The sequence below is a fragment of the Belnapia rosea genome, assembly GCF_900101615.1.
In the GTDB taxonomy this organism is placed as follows: Bacteria; Pseudomonadota; Alphaproteobacteria; order Acetobacterales; family Acetobacteraceae; genus Belnapia; species Belnapia rosea.
Genome location: NZ_FMZX01000010.1, coordinates 11,892 through 31,977, shown reverse-complemented (window position 1 = coordinate 31,977; position 20,086 = coordinate 11,892). Strand labels below are relative to the sequence as shown.

Sequence of the window (20,086 nt, the reverse complement as noted above, 5' to 3'; positions counted from 1 at the left end):
GTGCCGCCCGGCCTCAGTCGCGCGCCGGACGGCGGCGGAAGCTGTCGAGGCTGACGACCTGGCTTGGCCCGGCGGCGGCCTCCGGCATTTCGGACTCCGGCGCCGTCTCCTCCCCGGTCGAGGCGGCCTGGAACCGGAGGCCAAAGCGGACCGAAGGGTCGGCGAAGGCGGTGAGCGCGCGGAAGGGCACTGTCAGCATTGCCGGGACCCCACCGAAGGAGAGGCCGACCGAGAAGGTGCCGGCGTCGCGGTCGACCATCAGGTCCCAGAATTTGTGCTGCAGGACGATCGTCATCTCCTGCGGGTAGCGGGCGCGGAGATGCCCCGGGATCGAGACGCCCGGATAGTCGGTGCGAAAGGTCAGGTAGAAATGGTGCTCGCCAGGCAGGCCGTGCTTGGCGGTATGCGCCAGCGCATCCTGCACGACGACGCGTAGCGCCTCCTCCGTCCATTGGGCGTAGGGAAGGAGGCTTTCAGGACGGGCTGACGAATCGCTCATGCATCGAACTCCACCTCTATATAATGCGATTTTTTCCAATCACGGAAGTGGGAGTATAAGATCGACACATAGAAAGTGGAGAGCAGGAGGGTAGTGGGGGGCTTCTGTTGCCCGGCGCCCCCCGAGCCGCGCTTACCTATTCCTAGGCAGCGAGTGCGACAGCCTCACGGCTGTTATCGTTCGCACTTAGAATCGGCCCGATGACGGCGGAACCATGCCGGGCAAAAGCGGTCTCTTTACCACGCGCGTCGAGCCTGTTTCGCCCCCCCGTGATGGTGGAGGCGCCGGGCACTGCCCCCGGGTCCGCAACGATTATTCCAGACCGTGTTTATCACCATAGCTGCCGAGGCAGCACGATAGAGATACGCGGTCCGGGCGCGGAATTCGAGAGGCGCCACGCCTCATCTCGTAGTGAGCGGCCGGGCGATGCGCCCGGGCCACACTCCGCCGCCGGCGCGGCGCGATCGTGGCGCGGCATCCGGGGCTGCGCTACATCCAGGGCCGATCAAGGGAACCCCAATGCCGCTCACCACGGACCAGCAACAGGAAATCGAGGCGGCCCGCGCCGCCGAGGGGCGCACCCGGCGCCCCGTCGCGCCGGGGCTGGAGGCGCTGCTCTACCAGGCCGTCCCGGTGCTGGATCACGGCTTCGTCCGGGTGATCGACTATATGGGCGACGACGCGGCGGTGGTGCAGGCCGCCCGCGTCTCCTATGGCCGTGGCACCCGCGCGGCGAACGAGGATCGGGGCCTGATCCGCTACCTGATGCGGCACCGCCACTCGACCCCCTTCGAAATGTGCGAGATCAAGTTCCACGTGAAGCTGCCGATCTTCATCGCGCGCCAGTGGATCCGCCACCGCACTGCCAATGTGAACGAATATTCGGCGCGCTATTCGATCCTCGACCGGGAGTTCTACATCCCGGCGCCGGAGCAGCTGGCCGCGCAGTCCACCGCCAACCGCCAGGGGCGTGGCGAGGTGCTGGCGGGCGAGGAAGCGGCGCGGGTGCTCGACCTGCTGCGTGGCGACGCCATGCAGACCTATGACCACTATGCCTGGATGCTGAACGAGGATGCCGACGGCACGCCGCTCGACCCCGGCCGGCAGGGCCTGGCGCGCGAGTTGGCGCGGATGAACCTGACGCTCAACACCTATACCCAGTGGTACTGGAAGACCAACCTCCACAACCTGTTCCACTTCCTCGCGCTGCGGTCGGATACGCATGCGCAGTACGAGATCCGCGTCTATGCCGACGCCATGCTGGAGATGGTGAAGGCCTGGGTGCCGGCCTGCCACGAGGCCTTCGTCGATTACCGCATGGGGGCGGCGACGTTCTCGGCCGGCATGCTCGGCGTGGTACGGCGGCTGCTGGCGGGCGAGGCGGTGGAGCAGCCGGGCAGCGGCCTCTCCAAGCGGGAATGGCGCGAGTTGATGGAGACGCTCGGCCGTCCCGTGGCATGAGCCCGGACGGCGCTTCCACCCTGCTGGAGTTCCTGGCCGGATGAGTGGCACTGCACGGCCCACCTCGAAGCCCCGCGCGCCCCGCCCGGCCGGGCGGGCGGCAAGCCGGGCGCCCGCGGCCCGCGCCGCGCGGCCGGCGGCGCCGGATTCCCCCTTTGCCGGCTGGCGCCGCTGGCTCTGGGTCGGCGTGCTGGTCTTCGCCGTGCTGATCGGCCTGCCCCTGGCGCATGCGCTGTTCGGCGAGGTGGTGGCGTTGCTCGGCGGCATGATGCTGTTCGGCTTCCTGCTCGGGCGCTGGACGGCACCGCGGCGGTGAGCCTCATCGTCTTCGGCTCCGTCGCCGCCGACCTCGTCTTCACCCTGCCGGAGCTGCCGGTGCCGGGCCATACCGTGCTCGCACCGGGCTACCAGGCCCTGCCGGGCGGCAAGGGCGCCAACCAGGCGGTGGCGGCGGCACGCGACGGGGCGCAGGTCGCCTTCGCCGGTGCGGTCGGTGCCGATGCCATGGCGGAGGTGGCACTCTCCGGCCTGCGGGAGGCAGGCATCGACCTCAGCCGCCTCGCCACCGTCACGGCGCCGACCGGCTGCGCCGCGGTCTGCGTCGACCCGGCCGGGCGCAACCAGATCGCCGTCGGCAGCGGCGCCAACCGCCTCGCCAGCGCCGCCCAGGTGGAAGCGGCGGCGCTGACGCCCGCCACCACCCTGTTGCTGCAGATGGAGGTGCCGGCCGAGGAGAATGCCGCCCTCATCGGGCGTGCCAGGGCAGCCGGGGGCCGGGTGGTGCTGAACCTCGCCCCCGCCGCCCCACTGCCGGCGGCGGCGTTGCGGGCGTTGAGCCTGCTGATCGCCAATGAGCACGAGGCCGCCTGGCTCGCCAGCCAGCTCGGCTGCGGCACCGGGGCCAAGGCGCTGCACCGGGCGCTCGGCATCGATGTGGCGGTGACGCTGGGGGAGGCGGGGGCGGAATTCGCCGGTGCCGCCGGAGCGGTACGAGTGCCGGCCTTCCCGGTGACGCCGGTCGATACCACCGGCGCTGGCGATGCCTGGTGCGGCGTATTCGCTGCCGCGCTCGATCGTGGCCTGCCGATGGCGGCGGCGATGCGCCGCGCCTCGGCCGCCGCTGCCATCGCCTGCACCCGGCCCGGCGCCGCCATGCCGGCCGCGGCCGAGACCGAGGCTCTGCTCCTCGGAGCATGACTCCCCGAGGCACGCCCCTAGCCGTTCCAGCCTTCGGCGATCAGGCTCCTACTCGATGACGATGCGTGGCCCCGCCGCCGCCTCCGCCCCGTTCAGCTTGCCCCAGAGCCGCGCGGCCATGCGGCGATAGGTCTGCGCCTCCTCGGTCTCCGGCCGGGCGGCGACGATCGGCGTGCCGGCATCGGCCAGCAGGCGGATGTCGAGCTTCAGCGGCAGCTCGCCGAGGAATTCGACGCCCATCTTCGCCGCCTCGGCCCGCGCCCCGCCATGGCCGAAGAGCTCGTCCCTGTGCCCGCAATTGGGGCAGCAGTAGTAGGACATGTTCTCGATGACCCCGAGCACGGGGACATTCACCTTTTCGAACATCTTCACCCCGCGGCGGGCATCGATCAGCGCGACGTCCTGCGGCGTCGAGACGATGACGGCGCCGGCGAGCGGCACCCGCTGCGACATGGTGAGCTGCGCGTCGCCCGTGCCGGGCGGCATGTCGACCACCATGATGTCGAGCGGGCCCCAGTTTACCTGGCCCATCAGCTGCTCCAGCGCGCCCATCACCATCGGGCCGCGCCAGATCATCGCCGTTTCCTCCTCGACCAGGAAGCCGATGGACATGGCTTTCAGCCCCCAGCGGCTGATCGGGATGATGCGCTGGCCCTCGGTGCGCGGCCGCTCCCGCGTGCCGAGCATCTGGGGCAGGGACGGGCCGAAGATGTCGGCATCCAGCAGCCCGACCTGCAGCCCCTCGGCGGCCAGCGCCACGGCGAGGTTCACCGCCGTCGTGGACTTGCCGACGCCGCCCTTGCCGGAGGCGACGGCGATGATCTTCTTCACCTCGGGCAGCAGCATCGGCCCCTGGCCGGCCGGCGCCTTGGGGCCGGGCCGGGCCGGCGCCGCCGGGGCTGCGGCCGGCCCGGGGGCAGGAGCGGGGCGGTGGGCGGTCAGCACCGCCGTCGCGCTCAGCACCCCAGGCACCGCGGCGGCAGCCTGCTCGGCCGCCAGGCGCAGTGGCTCCATCGCCCGGGCCCGCTCGCGCGGCACCGCCAGGGCGAATTGCACGAGGCCGTCCCGGGCTGCCAGACCCTGCACCATGCCGGAGGAAACCAGGTCCTGCCCGGTCGCCGGATCGCGGATGGCCTGCAGTGCGGCCCGCACCGTTTCGACCAGTTGTTCGGCCATCGCTTGAAAATCCCCCGTTTCCGGCCAATATCGCGCCCGCCTGGGGCGCTCAATAGCGTGCGGGCACCCGTCGCCCGGCCGGGCGTGTCATATTGGCCGGGCGCCGCCGCGCATCCAGCCCCAAACGTGCCCAAAGGCGCGTCAAGGCTCCTGCCGGCGGCCAAATGAACAGGGCAGTGGAGGCCGGACCAAACAATGGCGCTGAACAGTGGCGGACCCAGCCCCTGGGGGAATCCCCGACCGGGCGGGCCGTGGGGGACACCTCCACCCGGGCCTCCGGGGGGCGGCCGCGGCCCAGGCGGGCCGGGACCCGACCTCGACGACCTGATCCGCCGTGCGCAGGACTGGGTCCGGGCCAATCTCTGGATGCCGAAAGGCGGCGGCAGCGGACGCATCGCTGCCATCCTCGGCCTCCTCGTCATCGGCATCTGGGCCGCGAGCGGCATCTATCGGGTGCAGCCGGACGAGGAGGGCGTGGTGCTGCGCTTCGGCGCCTATAACCGCAACGCCGCGCCCGGCCTGAACTATCACCTGCCCTGGCCGGTCGAGACCGCGCTCACCCCGCGCGTCACCACCGAGAACCTCATCTTCATCGGCTTCCGCTCCGGCGACCCGAGCGCGCCGCGCACCGTCAGCGGCCGCGACGTGCTCGAGGAGTCGCTGATGCTGACCGGCGACGAGAACATCATCGACATCGATTTCGTCGTGCGCTGGCGCGTGCGGGATGCGGCCGAATTCCTGTTCAACACCCGCAACCCCGAGGTCACGATCAAGTCCGCCGCCGAGAGCATGATGCGGGAGGTGATCGGGCGCACCCCGATCCAGCCGGCGCTGACCGAGGCCCGCGGCCAGATCGAGACCCAGGTGGCCCAGGGCACCCAGGCCATCATGGACCAGTACAAGGCCGGCGTCGCGATCACCCAGGTGCAGCTGCAGAAGGTGGATCCGCCGGCCGCCGTCATCGAGGCCTTCCGCGACGTGCAGCGCGCCGCCGCCGACAAGGAGAGGCAGCGCAACGAGGCCGAGGCCTACCGCAACGACATCATTCCCCGCGCCCGCGGCGAGGCGGAGCGCATGATGCAGGAAGCCCAGGGCTTCCGGGACAGCCAGGAAGCCCGCGCCAAGGGCGAGGCGACCCGCTTCGTCAGCGTGCTCGGCGCCTATCGCCAGGCACAGGACATTACCATGCGCCGGCTCTATCTCGAGACCATGGAGGACATCCTGCGGCGCAACCCGAAGGTCATCGTGGATGACCGGCTGCAGGGGCTGGTGCCCTTCCTCAATCTTTCGGAGCAACCGCCGCGTGCGGGCAATCGCCCGGCCGCGCCGGCGCCCTCGGCGCTGCCAACCACGCCGCGCGCCGCGCAGCAGGGAGGCACGCGATGAACCGCGCCGCTATCCTCGCAGTCCTGGTGCTGCTGGCGCTCTTCGCCGCCGTCTCCTCGCTGTTCACCGTGCACCAGACCCAGCAGGTGCTGATCACCCAGTTCGGCGAGCCACGGCGCGTGGTGCGTGAGCCGGGGCTGAACATGAAGGTGCCCTTCATCCAGACGGTGATCCCCTTCGACCGCCGCCTGCTCGATTTCGACGCGCAGGGCCAGGAGGTCATCCTCGGGGACCAGCGCCGGATCGTGGTGGACACCTTCACCCGCTACCTGATCACGGACCCGCTGCGCTTCTACCAGACCGTCGGCGCGACCGAGAACGGCATCCGGCTGCGGCTGGGCCCGATCGTCTCCTCGACCCTGCGGAACACGCTTGGCAGCGAGACGTTGCTGGCGGTGCTCTCGGCCGACCGCGCGCGGATCATGGGCGACATCCGCCTGCGGGTGAACGCGGAGGCGCGCAGCTTCGGCATCGAGGTGACGGATGTGCGCATCCGCCGCGCCGACCTGCCGGAGGAGAACACCCAGGCCATCCTCTCCCGCATGCAATCGGAGCGCGAACGCGTTGCCCGGGAACAGCGGGCCGAGGGTGCCGAGCAGGCCCAGCGCATCCGCGCCGCAGCCGAGCGCGACCGCACCGTGCTGATCGCCGAGGCGCAGTCGCAATCCGAGATCCTGCGCGGCCAGGGCGAGCAGACCGCCATCCGCATTTTCGCCGAGGCCTTCCAGCAGGACCCGGAGTTCTTCCAGTTCTGGCGGACAATGCAGGCGATGCGGGAAGCCTTCTCCGATGGCGAGACGCGCCTGCTGCTGAGCCCGGACAGCGACTTCTTCAAGTACTTCCGCAGCATCCCGGCGCCCGGCCAGGGCCGGGCGCCATGAGGCAGGGGCGTGGTGACGGGCCGCGCCCTTGCCGGCTGGCGCAATAGGCGCCAGCCCCCAACTATCCTAGCCTGAGCTTCAGCCCTTCCGGCGGGAGTTGCGTTGAACCCGCGCCGCTCCCCCTTCGCAATCGAGGTGTCCCCGATGCGTCCAGCCTATCCCGTCCTCGCCATGCTGATCGCCGGCCTACCCATGCTGGCCCAGGGCCAGCCCGCGCCGACCGCGCCTGCGCCGGTCACGCCACTGCCGGCCCCACCGGCCGCCGCGGCGCCCAACAACGCGCCGCCAGCGGTGCCGATGCGGGATGCGCCGCCCTCCTTCGCGCCGCTGGCCCGCCAGCTGCTGCCTGCGGTGGTGAACATCTCGACCACTCAGAACGCCCAGGCCCGGGCCAACCGGCCGGATGCGCCGGACATGCCGCAGGCCCCGCCCGGCAGCCCCTTCGAGGAGTTCTTCCGCGACTTCTTCAACCGCAACCGGCCGGGGCAGCCTGGCCAGCCGGGCCAAGGCCCCGAGCAGCAGCGGCCGCGCCGCGCTCAGTCGCTCGGCTCGGGCTTCGTCATCGACACCAGCGGCATCGTGGTGACGAACAACCACGTCATCGACGGCGCCGACGAGATCAACGTCATCCTGCAGGACAACACCACCATCCGGGCGGAGCTGTTGGGGACCGACCCGCGCACCGACCTCGCGGTGCTGCGGATCAAGACCGACAAGCCGCTCTCGGCGGTGCAGTTCGGCGACAGCGACACCGCCCAGGTGGGCGACTGGGTGCTGGCCATCGGCAACCCCTTCGGCCTCGGCGGCACCGTCACCGCCGGCATCGTCTCGGCCCGCGGGCGGGACATCCGCCAGGGCATGTATGACGACTTCATCCAGACCGACGCGGCCATCAACCGGGGCAATTCCGGCGGGCCGTTGTTCAATCTCGAAGGCAAGGTCGTCGGCATCAATACCGCGATCTACTCGCCCTCCGGCGGCTCCATTGGCATCGGCTTCTCCATCCCTTCTAACCTCGCGCGCAACATCACCGCCCAGCTCCGCGATGGCGGCAAGGTGCGGCGCGGCTGGCTCGGCGTGAACATCCAGCAGGTGACGGACGAGATCGCCGAGAGCCTCGGCCTCTCGGGCGGCGGCCGCGGCGCGCTGGTGGCGCGGGCGCAGGAGGACGGTCCGGCGGCCCAGGCCGGCATCAAGAACGGCGACGTGATCCTCCGCTTCAACGGGCAGGAGGTGCGCGAGATGCGCACCCTGCCGCGTGTCGTGGCGGAGACGCCGGTCGGGCGGCCGGTGCCGGTGGTGGTCTGGCGCGATGGCCGCGAGCAGACCGTCAACGTGACCGTCGGCGAGCTGCCGGCCGAGCCGCAGCAGGCGGCAGCGACCTCGGCCCCCTCGGCCAGCCGGCCGACTGAGTTGAGCGGCCTCGGCCTTCGCGTGGCGCCGATCTCGCCGGAGACGCGGGAGCGGTTCAGCCTGAAGCCGGACCAGCGCGGCGTGGTCATCATGGAGGTCTCGCCCGACAGCCCGGCTGCCGAGCGGGAGCTGCGTCCCGGCGATGTCATCGTCGAAGTCCAGCAGGAGCGGGTGACGACGCCGCAGGAAATCCAGGCGAAGCTGGAGCAGCTCCGCCGGCAGAACCGGCCAAGCGCGCTGCTGCTGATCGAAACGGCGCAGGGCCAGCGCTTCGTCCCGCTGCGGCTGCGCGGCGAGCGCGGCAGCCCGGGCTGATCCGGAGGGGGCCGGGTGACCGGCCCCCGTCATGCCTGTCAGGCGGCGGCTACCCGCCCCGCCCGGCAGCGCATCAGCGGCTGGATGCGCTCGCCGAACTCATCCATGCCTCGCAGGAAGTCGTCGAAGACCAGCATGATGCCGCTGGTCCCCGGCACCGCGGCCGCCTCGTCCAGCAGCCGGGCGACGGTGGCGTAGGAGCCGACCATCAGCCCCATGTTGAAATTCACGGCCGACTTCGCCCGCGCCATCCAGCGGGCGGTCGAGGAGTCGTCCGCCGCCGTATCGGCCCCGGCCTGTTCGGTGAGCCAAGCCACGGCCTCGAGGTCGACCCCGTCGCGGTAATGCTCCCAGCGCGCCTCGGCCTCGGCATCCGTCCCGGCGGCGATGACCATGTAGAGGACATAGGCGCCGACCGCGCGGCCCGTCTCCCTCGTCGCCTCGACCAGGCGGGCGATGTTGGGTGCGGTCTGCATCGGGTCGTTCACCCCGGCGCCGGCGCAGAAATTATAGTCCCCGTATTGGGCCGCGAAGCGGATGCCGGTCGGGCTCTGGCCGGCGCAGACGATCTTCACCTCGCCCTTGGGCCGGGGGCTGACGCGGCAATCCTCCATCTGGAAGAAGCGCCCCTTGAGATCGGACCGGCCGGTGGCCCAGAGCTCGCGCAGGATCTGCACATATTCGGCGCAATACTCGTAGCGCCGGGCGAAATGCGCCTCGCCGGGCCAGAGGCCCATCTGGCTGTATTCGGCCTGCTGCCAGCCGGAGACGATGTTCACCCCGAAGCGGCCGCGCGAGATGTCGTCGATGGTGGCGGCCATCCGCGCCACGATCGCGGGTGGGATGGTCAGCACCGCGACCGAGGCATAGAGGCGGATGCGGCTGGTGACGGCCGCGAGCCCCGCCATCAGGGTGAAGCTTTCGAGGTTGTGGTCCCAGAACTCGCTGGGGCCGCCGAAGCCCCGCAGCTTGATCATGGAAAGGGCGAAGTCGAAGCCATGGCGCTCGGCCCGCTGCACCACCTCGCGGTTGAGGTCGAAGCTCGGCATGTATTGCGGCGAGGTGGTGGAGATCAGCCAGCCATTATTGCCGATCGGAATGAAGACCCCGATATCCATCCTGCCTCTCCCGCTGATGCCCGGCGGGAGAGGCAAGCGCTATGCCGCGACGATCTCCTCGGCCCGGTAGCCCTGGGCGAAGAGCAGGGCGCGGAGATCGGCATGGTCCACCCGCGCCCGCGCCGCGGCGGCAACCACCGGCTTGGCGCGGAAGGCGATGCCGAGCCCGGCGGCATCCAGCATGGCGAGGTCGTTCGCCCCATCCCCCACCGTCAGCGCGGCCGAGAGAGGCAGGCCGAGTTCAGCCGAGAGGCGCTTGAGGGTGGCCAGCTTGGCGTCGCGGTCGAGGATCGGCTCCTCCACCCGGCCGGTCAGCTTGCCATCGGCCACGCCCAGGGTGTTGGAGTAGTGGGCATGGAAGCCGAGCCTCTCCGCCACCCGCCCCGTGAAGAAGGTGAAGCCACCGGAGACGATAGCGCAATGCGCACCATTGGCCCGCATGGTGGCGACCAGCGCCTGGGCGCCCGGGGTGATCTCGGTCGCGGCCCAGGTCTCCTCCAGCGCCGCGGCATCGAGGCCGGCGAGCAGGCCGACGCGCTCGGTCAGCGCCTGGCGGAAGTCCAGCTCGCCATTCATCGAGCGGCGGGTGATGGCGGCGATCCGCTCCTTCAGCCCGGCGAAGGCGGCCAGCTCGTCCAGCGTCTCGCTGGTGACGATGGTGCTGTCCATGTCGGCCAGCAACAGGCGCTTGCGACGGCCCTCGGCGGGGAGGGCGATGGCATCGATCGGCGCGCCCTCCAGCGTGGCGAGGGCGGCGGCTGTCGCCTGCTCGGGCGAGAGGCCGGCGAAGGGGATGTCGGCCGCCTCATCCGGCGCCAGCCAGTCCGGCGTGCCGGCATCGGCGCCGAGATCCGCCAGGGCGGTGCGGAGCCGGGCGAGGGTGGCGGCGGCGAGGCCGCCGGCCGGGGCCACCAGGGTCAGGATGTGGGACATGCGGCGCGGGATATGCCGGGGCGGGCGGCATGACGCAACGGCCCCTTGCGCTCATCGTCGCCGGCCCGACCGCCAGCGGCAAATCCGCCCTGGCGCTGGCGCTGGCGCGGCGCTTCGGCGGAACCGTCATCAATGCCGATTCCATGCAGCTCTACCGCGAGCTGCGCGTGCTGACGGCCCGGCCGACGCCGGAGGAGGAGGCGCTGGCGCCGCACCGCCTCTACGGCATCCGCCCGGCCGCCGAGGCGGCGAGCGTCGCCTGGTGGCGCGAGGCGGCCCTGGCCGAGATGGAACAGGCGGCGCTGCCCATTCTGTGCGGCGGTACCGGCCTCTACTTCCTCTCGCTGACCAGGGGGCTTTCCGCCATCCCGCCAGTGCCGCCCGAGGCGCGGGAGGAGGCGCGGGCGCTGCTGGCCGAGCTCGGGGCACCCGGCCTGCATGCCCGGCTGGATGCGGAGACGGCCTCCCAGCTCCGCCCGGGCGACAGTCAGCGCATCGCCCGTGCCTATGAGGTGCTGCGTGGCACCGGGCGGGGCCTGGCCGCCTGGCAGCGGGAGGCCGAGCATACCGGGCCGGCACAACGCGGCGAGGTTCCCTGGCGCTTCGCCGCCATCCGGCTCGACCCGCCGCGGGAGGCGCTGCGCACCGCCATCACCACTCGCTTCGACGCCATGCTGGCGGGCGGGGCGGTGGAGGAGGTGCAGGCGCTGCTGGCGCAGGGGCTCGAGCCCGCGCTGCCCGCCATGCGGGCGCATGGGGTGCCGGAGCTGGCCGCCATGCTTCGGGGCGAGATGGCGCCGGACGCGGCGCGGGCGCGGGCCATCCTGCATACTGGCCAGTACACCAAGCGGCAGGCGACCTGGTTCCGGCACCAGGACTTGGCTGCCCCGACCGAGACGCATATCATCCATGCGCGCATAGCGAGCGTGACGCAATTTCAGGAAAGATATGCGGCAGAAATCTTCGCATTTGTTGAAAAGCGGCGTTGACCTGCCGCGAGGAGGGGTCTAACCCTCCCTCTCCGCCGCGAACCGGGGTCGAACCCGGCGGGGCGATGTGTGTTCGAGGAGCCCGCCATGTCCGCCACCCTTCAGACGACCGAGACCCGCACCATGAATGGTGCGGAAATCGTCCTCCAGGCGTTAAAGGACAATGGCGTCGAGGTCATCTTCGGCTATCCCGGTGGCGCGGTGCTGCCGCTCTACGATGCGCTGTTCCAGCAGAACGCCATTCGCCACATCCTGGTTCGCCATGAGCAGGCGGCGGTGCATGCGGCCGAGGGTTATGCACGTTCCACCGGCAAGGTGGGCGTAGTGCTGGTGACCAGCGGCCCGGGTGCCACCAATGCGGTGACCGGCCTCGTCGATGCGCTGATGGACAGCATCCCGGTGATCTGCCTGACCGGGCAGGTGCCGACCCATCTCATCGGCAACGATGCCTTCCAGGAGGCGGACACCACCGGCATCACCCGCCCGGCGACGAAGCACAACTACCTGGTCAAGGACATCCGGAAGCTCGCCGGCGTGGTGCATGAAGCATTCTACGTGGCGAAGTCCGGCCGCCCCGGCCCGGTGGTGATCGACCTGCCGAAGGACATCCTGATCGGCAAGGGTCCCTATAGCGAGGCACCGCAGGCCCCGCATCGCAGCTACCGCCCGCAATCCGAGCCCGACATGGCCAGCATCCAGGCCGCGGTGCGGCTGCTGAAGGGTGCGAAGCGCCCTGTCGTCTATGCCGGCGGTGGCGTCATCAACTCCGGCCCCGAGGCGTCGCGCCTGCTCGGCGAATTCGTCCGCATGGCGAGCATGCCCTGCACCAACACGCTGATGGGGCTCGGTGCCTTCCCCTCGGAGGATCCGCAATTCCTCGGCATGCTCGGCATGCATGGGACCTATGAGGCGAACCTCGCCATGCATGGCTGCGACGTCATGCTGAATATCGGCGCACGCTTCGACGACCGCGTAACCGGGCGGCTGAACGCCTTCTCGCCAAATTCGAAGAAGATCCACGCCGATATCGACCCGTCCTCGATCAACAAGAACGTCAAGGTCGACGTCGCCATCGTCGGCGATGCCGGGGCGGTGCTGAAGGCGCTGATCGAGTGCTGGCAGGCCGACGAGCAGCCACAGGACCGGGCGGCCATCGCCGAGTGGTGGCGCGCCATCGATGGCTGGCGCGGCACGGGCTGCCTGCAGTACCGGCAGGAAGGCAGCATCATCAAGCCGCAGCATGCGGTGAAGCGCCTCTACGAGATCACCCAGGAGATGGGGCGCGAGACCTTCATCACCACCGAGGTTGGCCAGCACCAGATGTGGGCGGCGCAGTATTTCGGCTTCCAGAAGCCGAACCGCTGGATGACCTCGGGCGGCCTCGGCACCATGGGCTACGGCCTGCCGGCGGCCATGGGCGTGCAGATCGCCCACCCGGACGCGCTCGTCATCGACATCGCCGGCGAGGCCAGCATCCTGATGAACATCCAGGAGATGGGGACGCTGGCGCAGTACCGCCTGCCGGTGAAGGTCTTCATCCTGAACAACGAGTATATGGGCATGGTGCGGCAGTGGCAGGAGCTGCTGCATGGCAGCCGCTACTCGGAAAGCTATTCCGAGGCGCTGCCCGATTTCGTCCGCCTCGCCGAGGCCTTCCATGCCCGCGGCATGCGGGTGACGGAGGCGAGCCAGCTCGACGATGCGATCCGCGAGATGATCGCCCATCCCGGCCCGGTCATCGCCGACATCGCAGTCGCCAAGGACGAGAATTGCTTCCCGATGATCCCCTCGGGCGCGGCGCATAACGAGATGATCCTGGCGCCCGGCCAGGAGGGTGGCGTCACCGGCGTGACGGATGAGGGCAAGGTCCTCGTCTGACCGTTCCGCACTTGCCGATTCTCCACGGGGCGGCTACGCCCCGCGCGCCCTCCTGCCCTTGGCTGACCGATGCCTGATTCCCTGGAAACCACGCTGCGCAACGCCACCATCGCCGTGCTCGTCGAGAACGAGGCCGGCATCCTGGCGCGTGTCGTCGGCCTCTTCTCCGGCCGCGGCTACAATATCGAGAGCCTGACCGTCGCCTCGGTCGATGCCGACCGGCGCCTGTCGCGCATCACCATCGTCACCTCGGGCACCGACATGGTGATCGAGCAGATCAAGGCGCAGCTCGACCGGCTGGTGCCGGTGCACAAGGTGAGCGACCTGACGCTGGAGGGCCCGCATCTCGCCCGCGAGCTGGCGCTCATCAAGGTCGTCGGCAAGGGCGAGGCGCGGATGGAGGCGCTGCGGCTGGCGGATGCCTTCCGTGCCCGCGTGGTGGATGCGACCATCGAGAGCTTCGTCTTCGAGATGACGGGGGCGGGCGAGAAGCTCGATGCCTTCATCGCTTTGATGCGGCCCATCGGCCTCGCCGAGGTGTCGCGCACCGGCGTCGTCGCCATCGCCCGTGGCCCGGGCGGCTTCGAGGCCTGACATTTTCCGAGTTTTGCAGTGAGGAGGAGCGCGATCATGCGCGTGTATTACGACCGCGATGCGGATGTGAACCTGATCAAGGCCAAGCGGGTCGCGATCATCGGCTTCGGCAGCCAGGGCCATGCGCATGCGATGAACCTGCGCGACAGCGGCGTCGCCGATGTGGCGATCGGCGTGCGCCAGGGCGGCTCCTGGAAGAAGGCCGAGGGCGCCGGCTTCAAGGTCATGAGCCCGGCCGATGCGGCGAAGTGGGCCGATGTCGTCATGGTGCTGACGCCGGACGAGCTGCAGGGCGACCTCTACCGCGAGGCGCTCGGGCCGAACATGAAGGAAGGTGCGGCGCTGGCCTTCGCGCATGGCCTCAACGTGCACTTCAACCTGCTCGACCCGCGCCCTGACCTCGACGTCTTCATGATCGCGCCGAAGGGCCCGGGCCACACCGTGCGCTCCGAGTACCAGCGTGGCGGCGGCGTGCCCTGCCTCGTGGCCCTCGCCCAGAACCCCTCGGGCAACGGGCTCGAGATCGCGCTCTCCTATGCCTCGGCGATCGGCGGCGGCCGCGCGGGCGTCATCGAGACGACCTTCAAGGAGGAGTGCGAGACCGACCTCTTCGGCGAGCAGACCGTGCTCTGCGGTGGCCTGGTCGAGCTGATCAAGGCGGGCTTCGAGACGCTGGTCGAGGCGGGCTATGCCCCCGAGATGGCCTATTTCGAGTGCCTGCACGAGGTGAAGCTGATCGTCGACCTCATCTATGAGGGCGGCATCGCCAACATGAACTACTCGATCTCCAACACCGCTGAGTATGGCGAATACATCACCGGCCCGCGCATCATCACCGCCGAGACCAAGGCGGAGATGAAGCGGGTGCTGGACGACATCCAGACCGGCAAATTCGCCCGTGACTGGATGCTGGAGAACCGGGTGAACCAGGCCAGCTTCAAGGCGACCCGCCGTCGCCTCGCCGAGCATCCGATCGAGGAAGTGGGCGAGAAGCTCCGGGCGATGATGCCCTGGATCAAGAAGAACGCCCTGGTCGACAAGGCGAAGAACTAAGGCCAGGCAGGGTCCGGCCGTCACGGCCGGAAAGGATTGCGGGGCGAGGGGAGGCCGGGCCACACTTCCGGTATGATCCTCGCCTCCAACACCGAGCATCCCCGCGATTTTCACGGCTACGGCCCCAATCCGCCGGACCCGCGCTGGCCCGGCGGCGCCCGCCTCGCCCTCTCCTTCGTGCTGAATTACGAGGAGGGCGCGGAGAACACCGTCCTCAACGACGATACGGGCAGCGAGCTCTATCTGCACGAGGTCCCTGGCGGCACGCCGCGGCCGGAGCGGGACCTCTCCACCGAGAGCCAGTTCGACTACGGCGCCCGTGCCGGCCTCTGGCGCATCCTGCGCCTCTTCCGCGAACGGAACCTGCCTCTCACCATTTATGCCGTCGGCCGGGCGCTGGAGCTGCACCCGGAGGCCGGGCGCGCCTTCGCCGAAGCGGGCCATGAGGTCGCGAGTCATGGCTGGCGCTGGATCGACTATCGCCGCGTGCCGGAGCATGTGGAGCGCGACCATATCGCCCGCTGCGTCGAGGTGATCGAGCGCACCACGGGCACGAGGCCCGTCGGGTGGTATACCGGCCGCATCAGCCTCCGCACCCGGCGGCTGGTCGCCGAGCATGGCGGCTTCCTCTACGACAGCGACAGCTATGCCGATGACCTGCCCTATACCGTGCAGGTGGCAGGGAGGCCGCTGCTCGTCATCCCCTACACGCTCGACAACAACGACATGAAATTCGCGGTGCCGCCGGGCTTCACCGCGAATAGCGGCTTCACCCAGCACCTGACCGACAGTTTCGACATGCTGCACCGCGAGGGCGGGCGGATGATGTCGGTTGGGCTGCATTGCCGCCTCGCCGGCCGCCCGGGCCGCGCCGCGGCGCTGGAGCGCTTCCTCGACCATGTCGCGCGGCACCAGGATGTCTGGGTCTGCCGCCGCGCCGAGATCGCCCGCCATTGGCTGGCGCAATACCCACCATAAGAATCCACGAGGACACGTCATGAGGATCCACCGCCGCACCGCACTCGGCCTCGGCTTCGCTGCCCTGGCCGCGCCCGCGCTGGCGCAGCCATCCCGCGGCACCGCCCGCGTCATCGTCGGCTTCCCGGCCGGCGGCAGCGCGGATACCACCGCACGGCTGATCGCCGAGCGGCTGCGTGGCAGCTATGCGCAGAACGTCATCGTCGAAAACCGCGTCGGCGCCGCCGGGCGGTTGGCGGTGGAGGCGGTGAAGGCGGCGGAACCGGACGGCAACACCATCCTGCTGACGGCGGCGAGCATGCTGGTGATCTTCCCGCATCTCTATCGTCCGGCGACCCTGCGCTACGATCCCTTCACCGACCTGCTGCCGGTGACGCCGGCAGGGGAGTTCACCTTCGGCATGGGTGTCGGGCCGATGGCCAATAGCGTCGGCACGCTCTCCGCCTTCAAGGAATGGGCGGCGGGGAAAAGCGAGATTCCCTACAGCAGCGCGGCTGCCGGCAGCATGCTGCATTTCCTCGGGGTGCAGGTGGCGAAGGCGACCGGCCTCTCCATGACGCATATCCCCTATCGCGGCAGCGCGCCGGCCATCCAGGACCTGATCGGCGGAAGGCTCGCCGCCAGCTACCATCCGATGGTCGATCTGGCGCCGCATGCGGCGACGCCGGGCGGGCCGGTGCGGGTTGCTGGTGTCTCCTCCGAGCAGCGGCTGCCGCGCTTTCCGGATGTGCCGACCTTCGCCGAGCAGGGCTATCCGCAGCTCACCGGCAGCGAATGGTTCGGCCTCTTCCTCCCCGCCCGGACGCCCACCGCGGTACAGGAGGCGCTGCATCGCGCCGCCATCGAGGCGATCGCCACGCCGGACTACCGCGAGGCGATCGCTCGGCTGGAGATGCGGCCCTCCCCGCTCTCCATCGCCGACTTCACCCGCCGCTTCCGGGCCGATTACGAAAAATGGGGCCCGATCATCGCCGAAAGCGGCTTCCGGCCGGAGGAGAGCTGAGCCTCAGCCCTTGTGGCGGCGGCCGGCGAGGTATTCGGCCCCCTTCGGCCCTGCCAGTTCGGCATGGGGCTCACCCGCCGGGACGCTGAAGAGGTCGCCCGGCCCATGCCGCGTGGCGATGCCGCCTCGCGTGAGGGTGAAGGCGCCGGCGGTGACCAAGATCTTGGCGTCGAAGGGATGGGTATGCTCCGGCACCGGCTGGCCGGGGGCGAGGCTGCGGGGTATCGCCGGGGCGAAGCCCTCCGCCGTGAGGAAGGCGGCGAACTCTCTCGGGTCCATGCTCGGCTCCTGTATCAGGCGATGTCGCCATTCACCATGAAGGCGGGGTCCCGCTTGCCGTCCAGCACATCGAGGATGTTGCGCGCCGCCTGCCGTGCCATGCGGGCCAAGCCCTCCTCCGTGCTCGCCGCGTTATGCGGACTGACCACGACATTGGGCATCGCATAGAGCGGGTTGGTGGCGGTCGAGGGCTCCACCTCCAGCACATCAAGCCCGGCGCCCTGCAAGCGGCCGGACTGCAGCGCGGAGACCAGGGCGGCTTCCTCCACGATCGGGCCGCGGGCGGTGTTCACCAGGATGGCGCCCGGGCGCAGGGCGGCGAAGGCGGCCGTGTCCATCAGGTGATGGGTGGCGGGCGAGAGCGGACAGTGCAGCGTCACCACATCCGCCTCGGCGAGCCCGGCACGCAGATCGCGGATCGGGGTGAAGCCGTCGGCGGCGATGCGGGCCGGGTGGAAGCCGGGGTCCATCACCATGACCTTCATCTGGAAGGCGCGGCAGTAGCGGGCGACGCGGCTGCCGATGCGGCCATAGCCCACCACCAAGACGGAGCGCCCGGCGAGGTCGACCATGCCTGGCCCATCCTTGGCCCACCAGCCGCCGGCCTTGACGATCTGGTCATTGTCCAGCACGCGCCGGGCGACGGCCAGCATCAGCATCATCGCATGCTCGGCGACGCTGAGGTCGTTCGTGCCGTTCACCACCATCACCGGGATATCCCGCTCGGTGCAGGCGGCGATGTCGACCGTGTCGAAGCCGACGCCATAGCGGGAGACGACCTTCAGCCGCGGCGCCGCCGCCAGCGCCGCCCGGTCCACCCGCTCCAGCCAGCAGAGCACGGCATCGGCCGAGGACAGGTGCTGGTGGAATTGCTCGACCGGCGGGTCATGCAGCGCAACGATGTCGAGGTCCTTGCGCTCCGCCAGCACCGCCATGCCGGCGGGATGCAAGGTACGGCAGAGCAGGATGCGATGCGGCATTCGTCGGTTCCTCCCAATACTGGCGCGATGGTGAAACCATCCCCGGCCCGCGCCAAGGCCCTTGCCGCATCCGAGGGCGGGCGCTAGTCTTCAAGTCACATGATCCTGCGCGCCACCCGTACCGGTTTGATCCGCGGCTCCGCCGCTGGCTGCGCGCGCCTGTCCCTCGGCCTCCTCCTTCGACTTACTCGCCCCTGGGCGTGACGCTCGGCTGATGGCCGGCATCGCTCAGGGGAAACTGAGCGAGAGGCTGCGCGAGCACGAAGGAAACAAGTCCATGGCCATTCATCATCCCAGCTTCGGCACGCTGGACGACAACCGCATCATCTTCTTCGACACCACGCTGCGGGATGGCGAGCAATCCCCCGGCTTCTCCATGAATCTGGAGGAGAAGCTGCGCATGGCGGAGGCGCTGGCCGAGCTTGGCGTCGATGTCATCGAGGCCGGCTTTGCCATTGCCTCCCCAGGCGATTTCGAAAGCGTGCAGTCGATCGCGCGGAAATTCGCCAAGGACGGGCCGGTGGTTGCCAGCCTTGGCCGTGCCAACCCGGCCGATATCCTGCGTAGCGCCGAGGCGCTGAAGCCCGCCGCCCGCAAGCGTATCCATATCGTCCTCGCCACCTCCGAGCTGCACATGCGCGTCAAACTGCGCATGTCGCCGGAGGAGGTGCTGGACCTGACGACGAGCAGCGTTGCCCTTGGCCGCCAGCACAGCGACGATGTCGAGTGGTCGGCCGAGGATGGCAGCCGCTCCGACCCCGACTTCCTCTGCCGCTGCGTCGAGGCGGCGATCAAGGCGGGTGCGACCACCATCAACATCCCCGACACCGTCGGCTATTCTATGCCGGAAGACATGGCGCGGATCTTCCGCGACCTGCGCAACCGCGTGCCGGGGATCGAGAAGGTCATCCTCTCCGCGCATAACCACAATGACCTCGGCATGGCTGTCGCCAATACCGTCGCCGCCATCCAGGCCGGCGTGCGGCAGATCGAGAGCACGATCAACGGCATCGGCGAGCGTGCCGGCAATGCCTCGCTCGAGGAGGTGGCGATGGCGCTGCGCACCCGGCGTGACGCGCTGCCCTACACGAACAACATCGTCAGCCAGAAGCTGCTGAAGACCAGCAAGCTGCTGGCGACCATCACCGGCTTCGACGTGCAGCCGAACAAGGCGATCGTCGGCCGCAACGCCTTCGCGCATGAAAGCGGCATCCATCAGGACGGCGTGCTGAAGGACGCCTCGACCTACGAGATCATGACGCCGGAAAGCGTTGGCTGGACCAAGAACAGCCTGGTGCTGGGCAAGCATTCCGGCCGGGCCGCCTTCCGCGACAAGCTGTCCGCGCTTGGCTATACCGTCGGCGACAACCAGCTGAACGATGCCTTCCGGCGCTTCAAGGATCTCGCCGACCGCAAGAAGGTCGTATACGACGAGGACGTCGTGGCGCTCGTCGATGACGAGGTGGTGCGCGCCAATGACCGGGTGAAGCTGCTGGCACTGACGGTCGCCACCGGTCTCGGCACCAAGCCGATGGCGACCCTCGCGCTCGAGGTCGATGGCGAGCACCGCGACGGCATGGCGAGCGGCGACGGCGCGGTGGACGCGACCTTCAACGCCATCCGCCAGGCCTTCCCGCATGAGGTGGCGCTGAAGCTCTATGCCGTGCAGAGCGTCACCGGCGGCACCGATGCCCAGGCCCGGGTAACGGTGCGGCTGGAGGAGGATGGCAAGCTGGTCGATGGCCAGGGTGCCGATACCGATACCATCGTCGCCTCGGCCCGTGCCTATGTCCATGCGCTGAACAAGCTGCTGGTGAAGCGCGAGCGCACAGCTCCGGCAGAGATCCAGTCGGCGCTTTCCGCCTGAGGAGGCGCCGGAGACTGCGCCCCCGGGCGCAGTCCCCGTGGCAGCCGGCTTCGATCACGAAAAAGAGCCCTGGCCAGCCGGCCAGG

General features: G+C 69.7%; 19 protein-coding genes and 1 other RNA gene. 13 read left to right on the top strand and 7 right to left on the bottom strand.

Going from position 1 to position 20,086, the window contains the following annotated elements; genetic code table 11:
- Window positions 1-13: 13 nt before the first annotated feature.
- Together BLR02_RS16510 and ssrA are read right to left on the bottom strand one after the other, a co-directional pair.
- Window positions 14-499: an SspB family protein gene (locus BLR02_RS16510; protein ID WP_090663957.1), complete on the bottom strand. Its 486-nt coding sequence runs from the start codon at window positions 497-499 to the stop codon at window positions 14-16.
- A 92-nt stretch (window positions 500-591) separates the two neighbouring features.
- Window positions 592-891, bottom strand: a transfer-messenger RNA (tmRNA) gene (gene ssrA / locus BLR02_RS16505).
- A 127-nt stretch (window positions 892-1,018) separates the two neighbouring features.
- On the opposite strand from ssrA, the gene thyX reads away from it, so the two are divergent.
- Genes thyX through BLR02_RS16490 form a run of 3 tightly spaced genes read left to right on the top strand, consistent with a single transcriptional unit; the run spans window position 1,019 to window position 3,157 of the window.
- Window positions 1,019-1,960, top strand: a complete 942-nt coding sequence (thyX, locus tag BLR02_RS16500; protein ID WP_090663956.1) for an FAD-dependent thymidylate synthase — start codon at window positions 1,019-1,021, stop codon at window positions 1,958-1,960.
- Between the two features lie 40 nt (window positions 1,961-2,000).
- Entirely contained in the window at window positions 2,001-2,276 is a 276-nt protein-coding gene (locus BLR02_RS16495) for a hypothetical protein (RefSeq protein WP_090561238.1), read from the top strand.
- Window positions 2,273-3,157: a PfkB family carbohydrate kinase gene (locus BLR02_RS16490; protein ID WP_090663955.1), complete on the top strand. Its 885-nt coding sequence runs from the start codon at window positions 2,273-2,275 to the stop codon at window positions 3,155-3,157. Before BLR02_RS16495 ends, BLR02_RS16490 begins: the two co-directional genes overlap by 4 nt.
- Before the next feature lie 48 nt (window positions 3,158-3,205).
- Here BLR02_RS16490 and BLR02_RS16485 read toward each other — a convergent pair whose 3' ends face one another.
- On the bottom strand, window positions 3,206-4,333 hold the full coding sequence (locus BLR02_RS16485) for an Mrp/NBP35 family ATP-binding protein (RefSeq protein WP_090561240.1): 1,128 nt from the start codon (window positions 4,331-4,333) through the stop codon (window positions 3,206-3,208).
- Window positions 4,334-4,699: 366 nt separating this feature from the next.
- Here BLR02_RS16485 and hflK point away from each other — a divergent pair, with 366 nt between their 5' ends.
- The 3 genes from hflK (at window position 4,700) to BLR02_RS16470 (ending at window position 8,328) form a co-directional block, all read left to right on the top strand.
- On the top strand, window positions 4,700-5,719 hold the full coding sequence (gene hflK / locus BLR02_RS16480; protein ID WP_342670582.1) for an FtsH protease activity modulator HflK: 1,020 nt from the start codon (window positions 4,700-4,702) through the stop codon (window positions 5,717-5,719).
- Window positions 5,716-6,600: a protease modulator HflC gene (gene hflC / locus BLR02_RS16475; RefSeq protein WP_090561242.1), complete on the top strand. Its 885-nt coding sequence runs from the start codon at window positions 5,716-5,718 to the stop codon at window positions 6,598-6,600. The genes hflK and hflC overlap by 4 nt, the downstream gene beginning before the upstream one ends.
- Before the next feature lie 192 nt (window positions 6,601-6,792).
- Window positions 6,793-8,328, top strand: a complete 1,536-nt coding sequence (locus tag BLR02_RS16470) for a DegQ family serine endoprotease (RefSeq protein ID WP_456303798.1) — start codon at window positions 6,793-6,795, stop codon at window positions 8,326-8,328.
- Between the two features lie 38 nt (window positions 8,329-8,366).
- Here BLR02_RS16470 and rutA read toward each other — a convergent pair whose 3' ends face one another.
- The gene (rutA, locus tag BLR02_RS16465; RefSeq protein ID WP_090663954.1) at window positions 8,367-9,446 is read right to left on the bottom strand and encodes a pyrimidine utilization protein A; all 1,080 of its coding nucleotides are present in this window, start codon (window positions 9,444-9,446) and stop codon (window positions 8,367-8,369) included.
- A 39-nt stretch (window positions 9,447-9,485) separates the two neighbouring features.
- A complete protein-coding gene (gene serB / locus BLR02_RS16460) occupies window positions 9,486-10,379 on the bottom strand; it encodes a phosphoserine phosphatase SerB (protein WP_090663953.1) in 894 nt (297 codons plus the stop codon).
- Between the two features lie 29 nt (window positions 10,380-10,408).
- Here serB and miaA point away from each other — a divergent pair, with 29 nt between their 5' ends.
- From miaA to BLR02_RS16430, 6 genes are all read left to right on the top strand, one after another.
- Entirely contained in the window at window positions 10,409-11,368 is a 960-nt protein-coding gene (gene miaA, locus BLR02_RS16455; protein WP_090663952.1) for a tRNA (adenosine(37)-N6)-dimethylallyltransferase MiaA, read from the top strand.
- 87 nt (window positions 11,369-11,455) lie between these two features.
- Window positions 11,456-13,246: an acetolactate synthase 3 large subunit gene (locus BLR02_RS16450; protein ID WP_090561246.1), complete on the top strand. Its 1,791-nt coding sequence runs from the start codon at window positions 11,456-11,458 to the stop codon at window positions 13,244-13,246.
- Window positions 13,247-13,315: 69 nt separating this feature from the next.
- On the top strand, window positions 13,316-13,840 hold the full coding sequence (ilvN, locus tag BLR02_RS16445; RefSeq protein WP_090561247.1) for an acetolactate synthase small subunit: 525 nt from the start codon (window positions 13,316-13,318) through the stop codon (window positions 13,838-13,840).
- Window positions 13,841-13,876: 36 nt separating this feature from the next.
- The gene (ilvC, locus tag BLR02_RS16440; RefSeq protein WP_090561248.1) at window positions 13,877-14,893 is read left to right on the top strand and encodes a ketol-acid reductoisomerase; all 1,017 of its coding nucleotides are present in this window, start codon (window positions 13,877-13,879) and stop codon (window positions 14,891-14,893) included.
- 72 nt (window positions 14,894-14,965) lie between these two features.
- Window positions 14,966-15,871 carry an allantoinase PuuE gene (gene puuE / locus BLR02_RS16435; protein WP_090663951.1) on the top strand — a complete coding sequence of 302 codons (906 nt, stop codon included), beginning with the start codon at window positions 14,966-14,968 and terminating at the stop codon, window positions 15,869-15,871.
- Window positions 15,872-15,890: 19 nt separating this feature from the next.
- Window positions 15,891-16,874: a tripartite tricarboxylate transporter substrate-binding protein gene (locus BLR02_RS16430; RefSeq protein ID WP_176849624.1), complete on the top strand. Its 984-nt coding sequence runs from the start codon at window positions 15,891-15,893 to the stop codon at window positions 16,872-16,874.
- A gap of 3 nt (window positions 16,875-16,877) precedes the next feature.
- Here BLR02_RS16430 and BLR02_RS16425 read toward each other — a convergent pair whose 3' ends face one another.
- Both BLR02_RS16425 and BLR02_RS16420 read right to left on the bottom strand, forming a co-directional pair.
- Window positions 16,878-17,153 (bottom strand): cupin domain-containing protein, encoded by a 276-nt coding sequence (locus tag BLR02_RS16425; protein WP_090663949.1) that lies wholly within the window; start codon window positions 17,151-17,153, stop codon window positions 16,878-16,880.
- 14 nt (window positions 17,154-17,167) lie between these two features.
- On the bottom strand, window positions 17,168-18,133 hold the full coding sequence (locus tag BLR02_RS16420) for a hydroxyacid dehydrogenase (protein WP_090663948.1): 966 nt from the start codon (window positions 18,131-18,133) through the stop codon (window positions 17,168-17,170).
- Between the two features lie 277 nt (window positions 18,134-18,410).
- On the opposite strand from BLR02_RS16420, the gene BLR02_RS16415 reads away from it, so the two are divergent.
- Window positions 18,411-20,000, top strand: coding sequence for a 2-isopropylmalate synthase (locus tag BLR02_RS16415; protein ID WP_090561253.1), 1,590 nt, complete (start codon window positions 18,411-18,413; stop codon window positions 19,998-20,000).
- The last annotated feature ends 86 nt before the right edge of the window (window positions 20,001-20,086 follow it).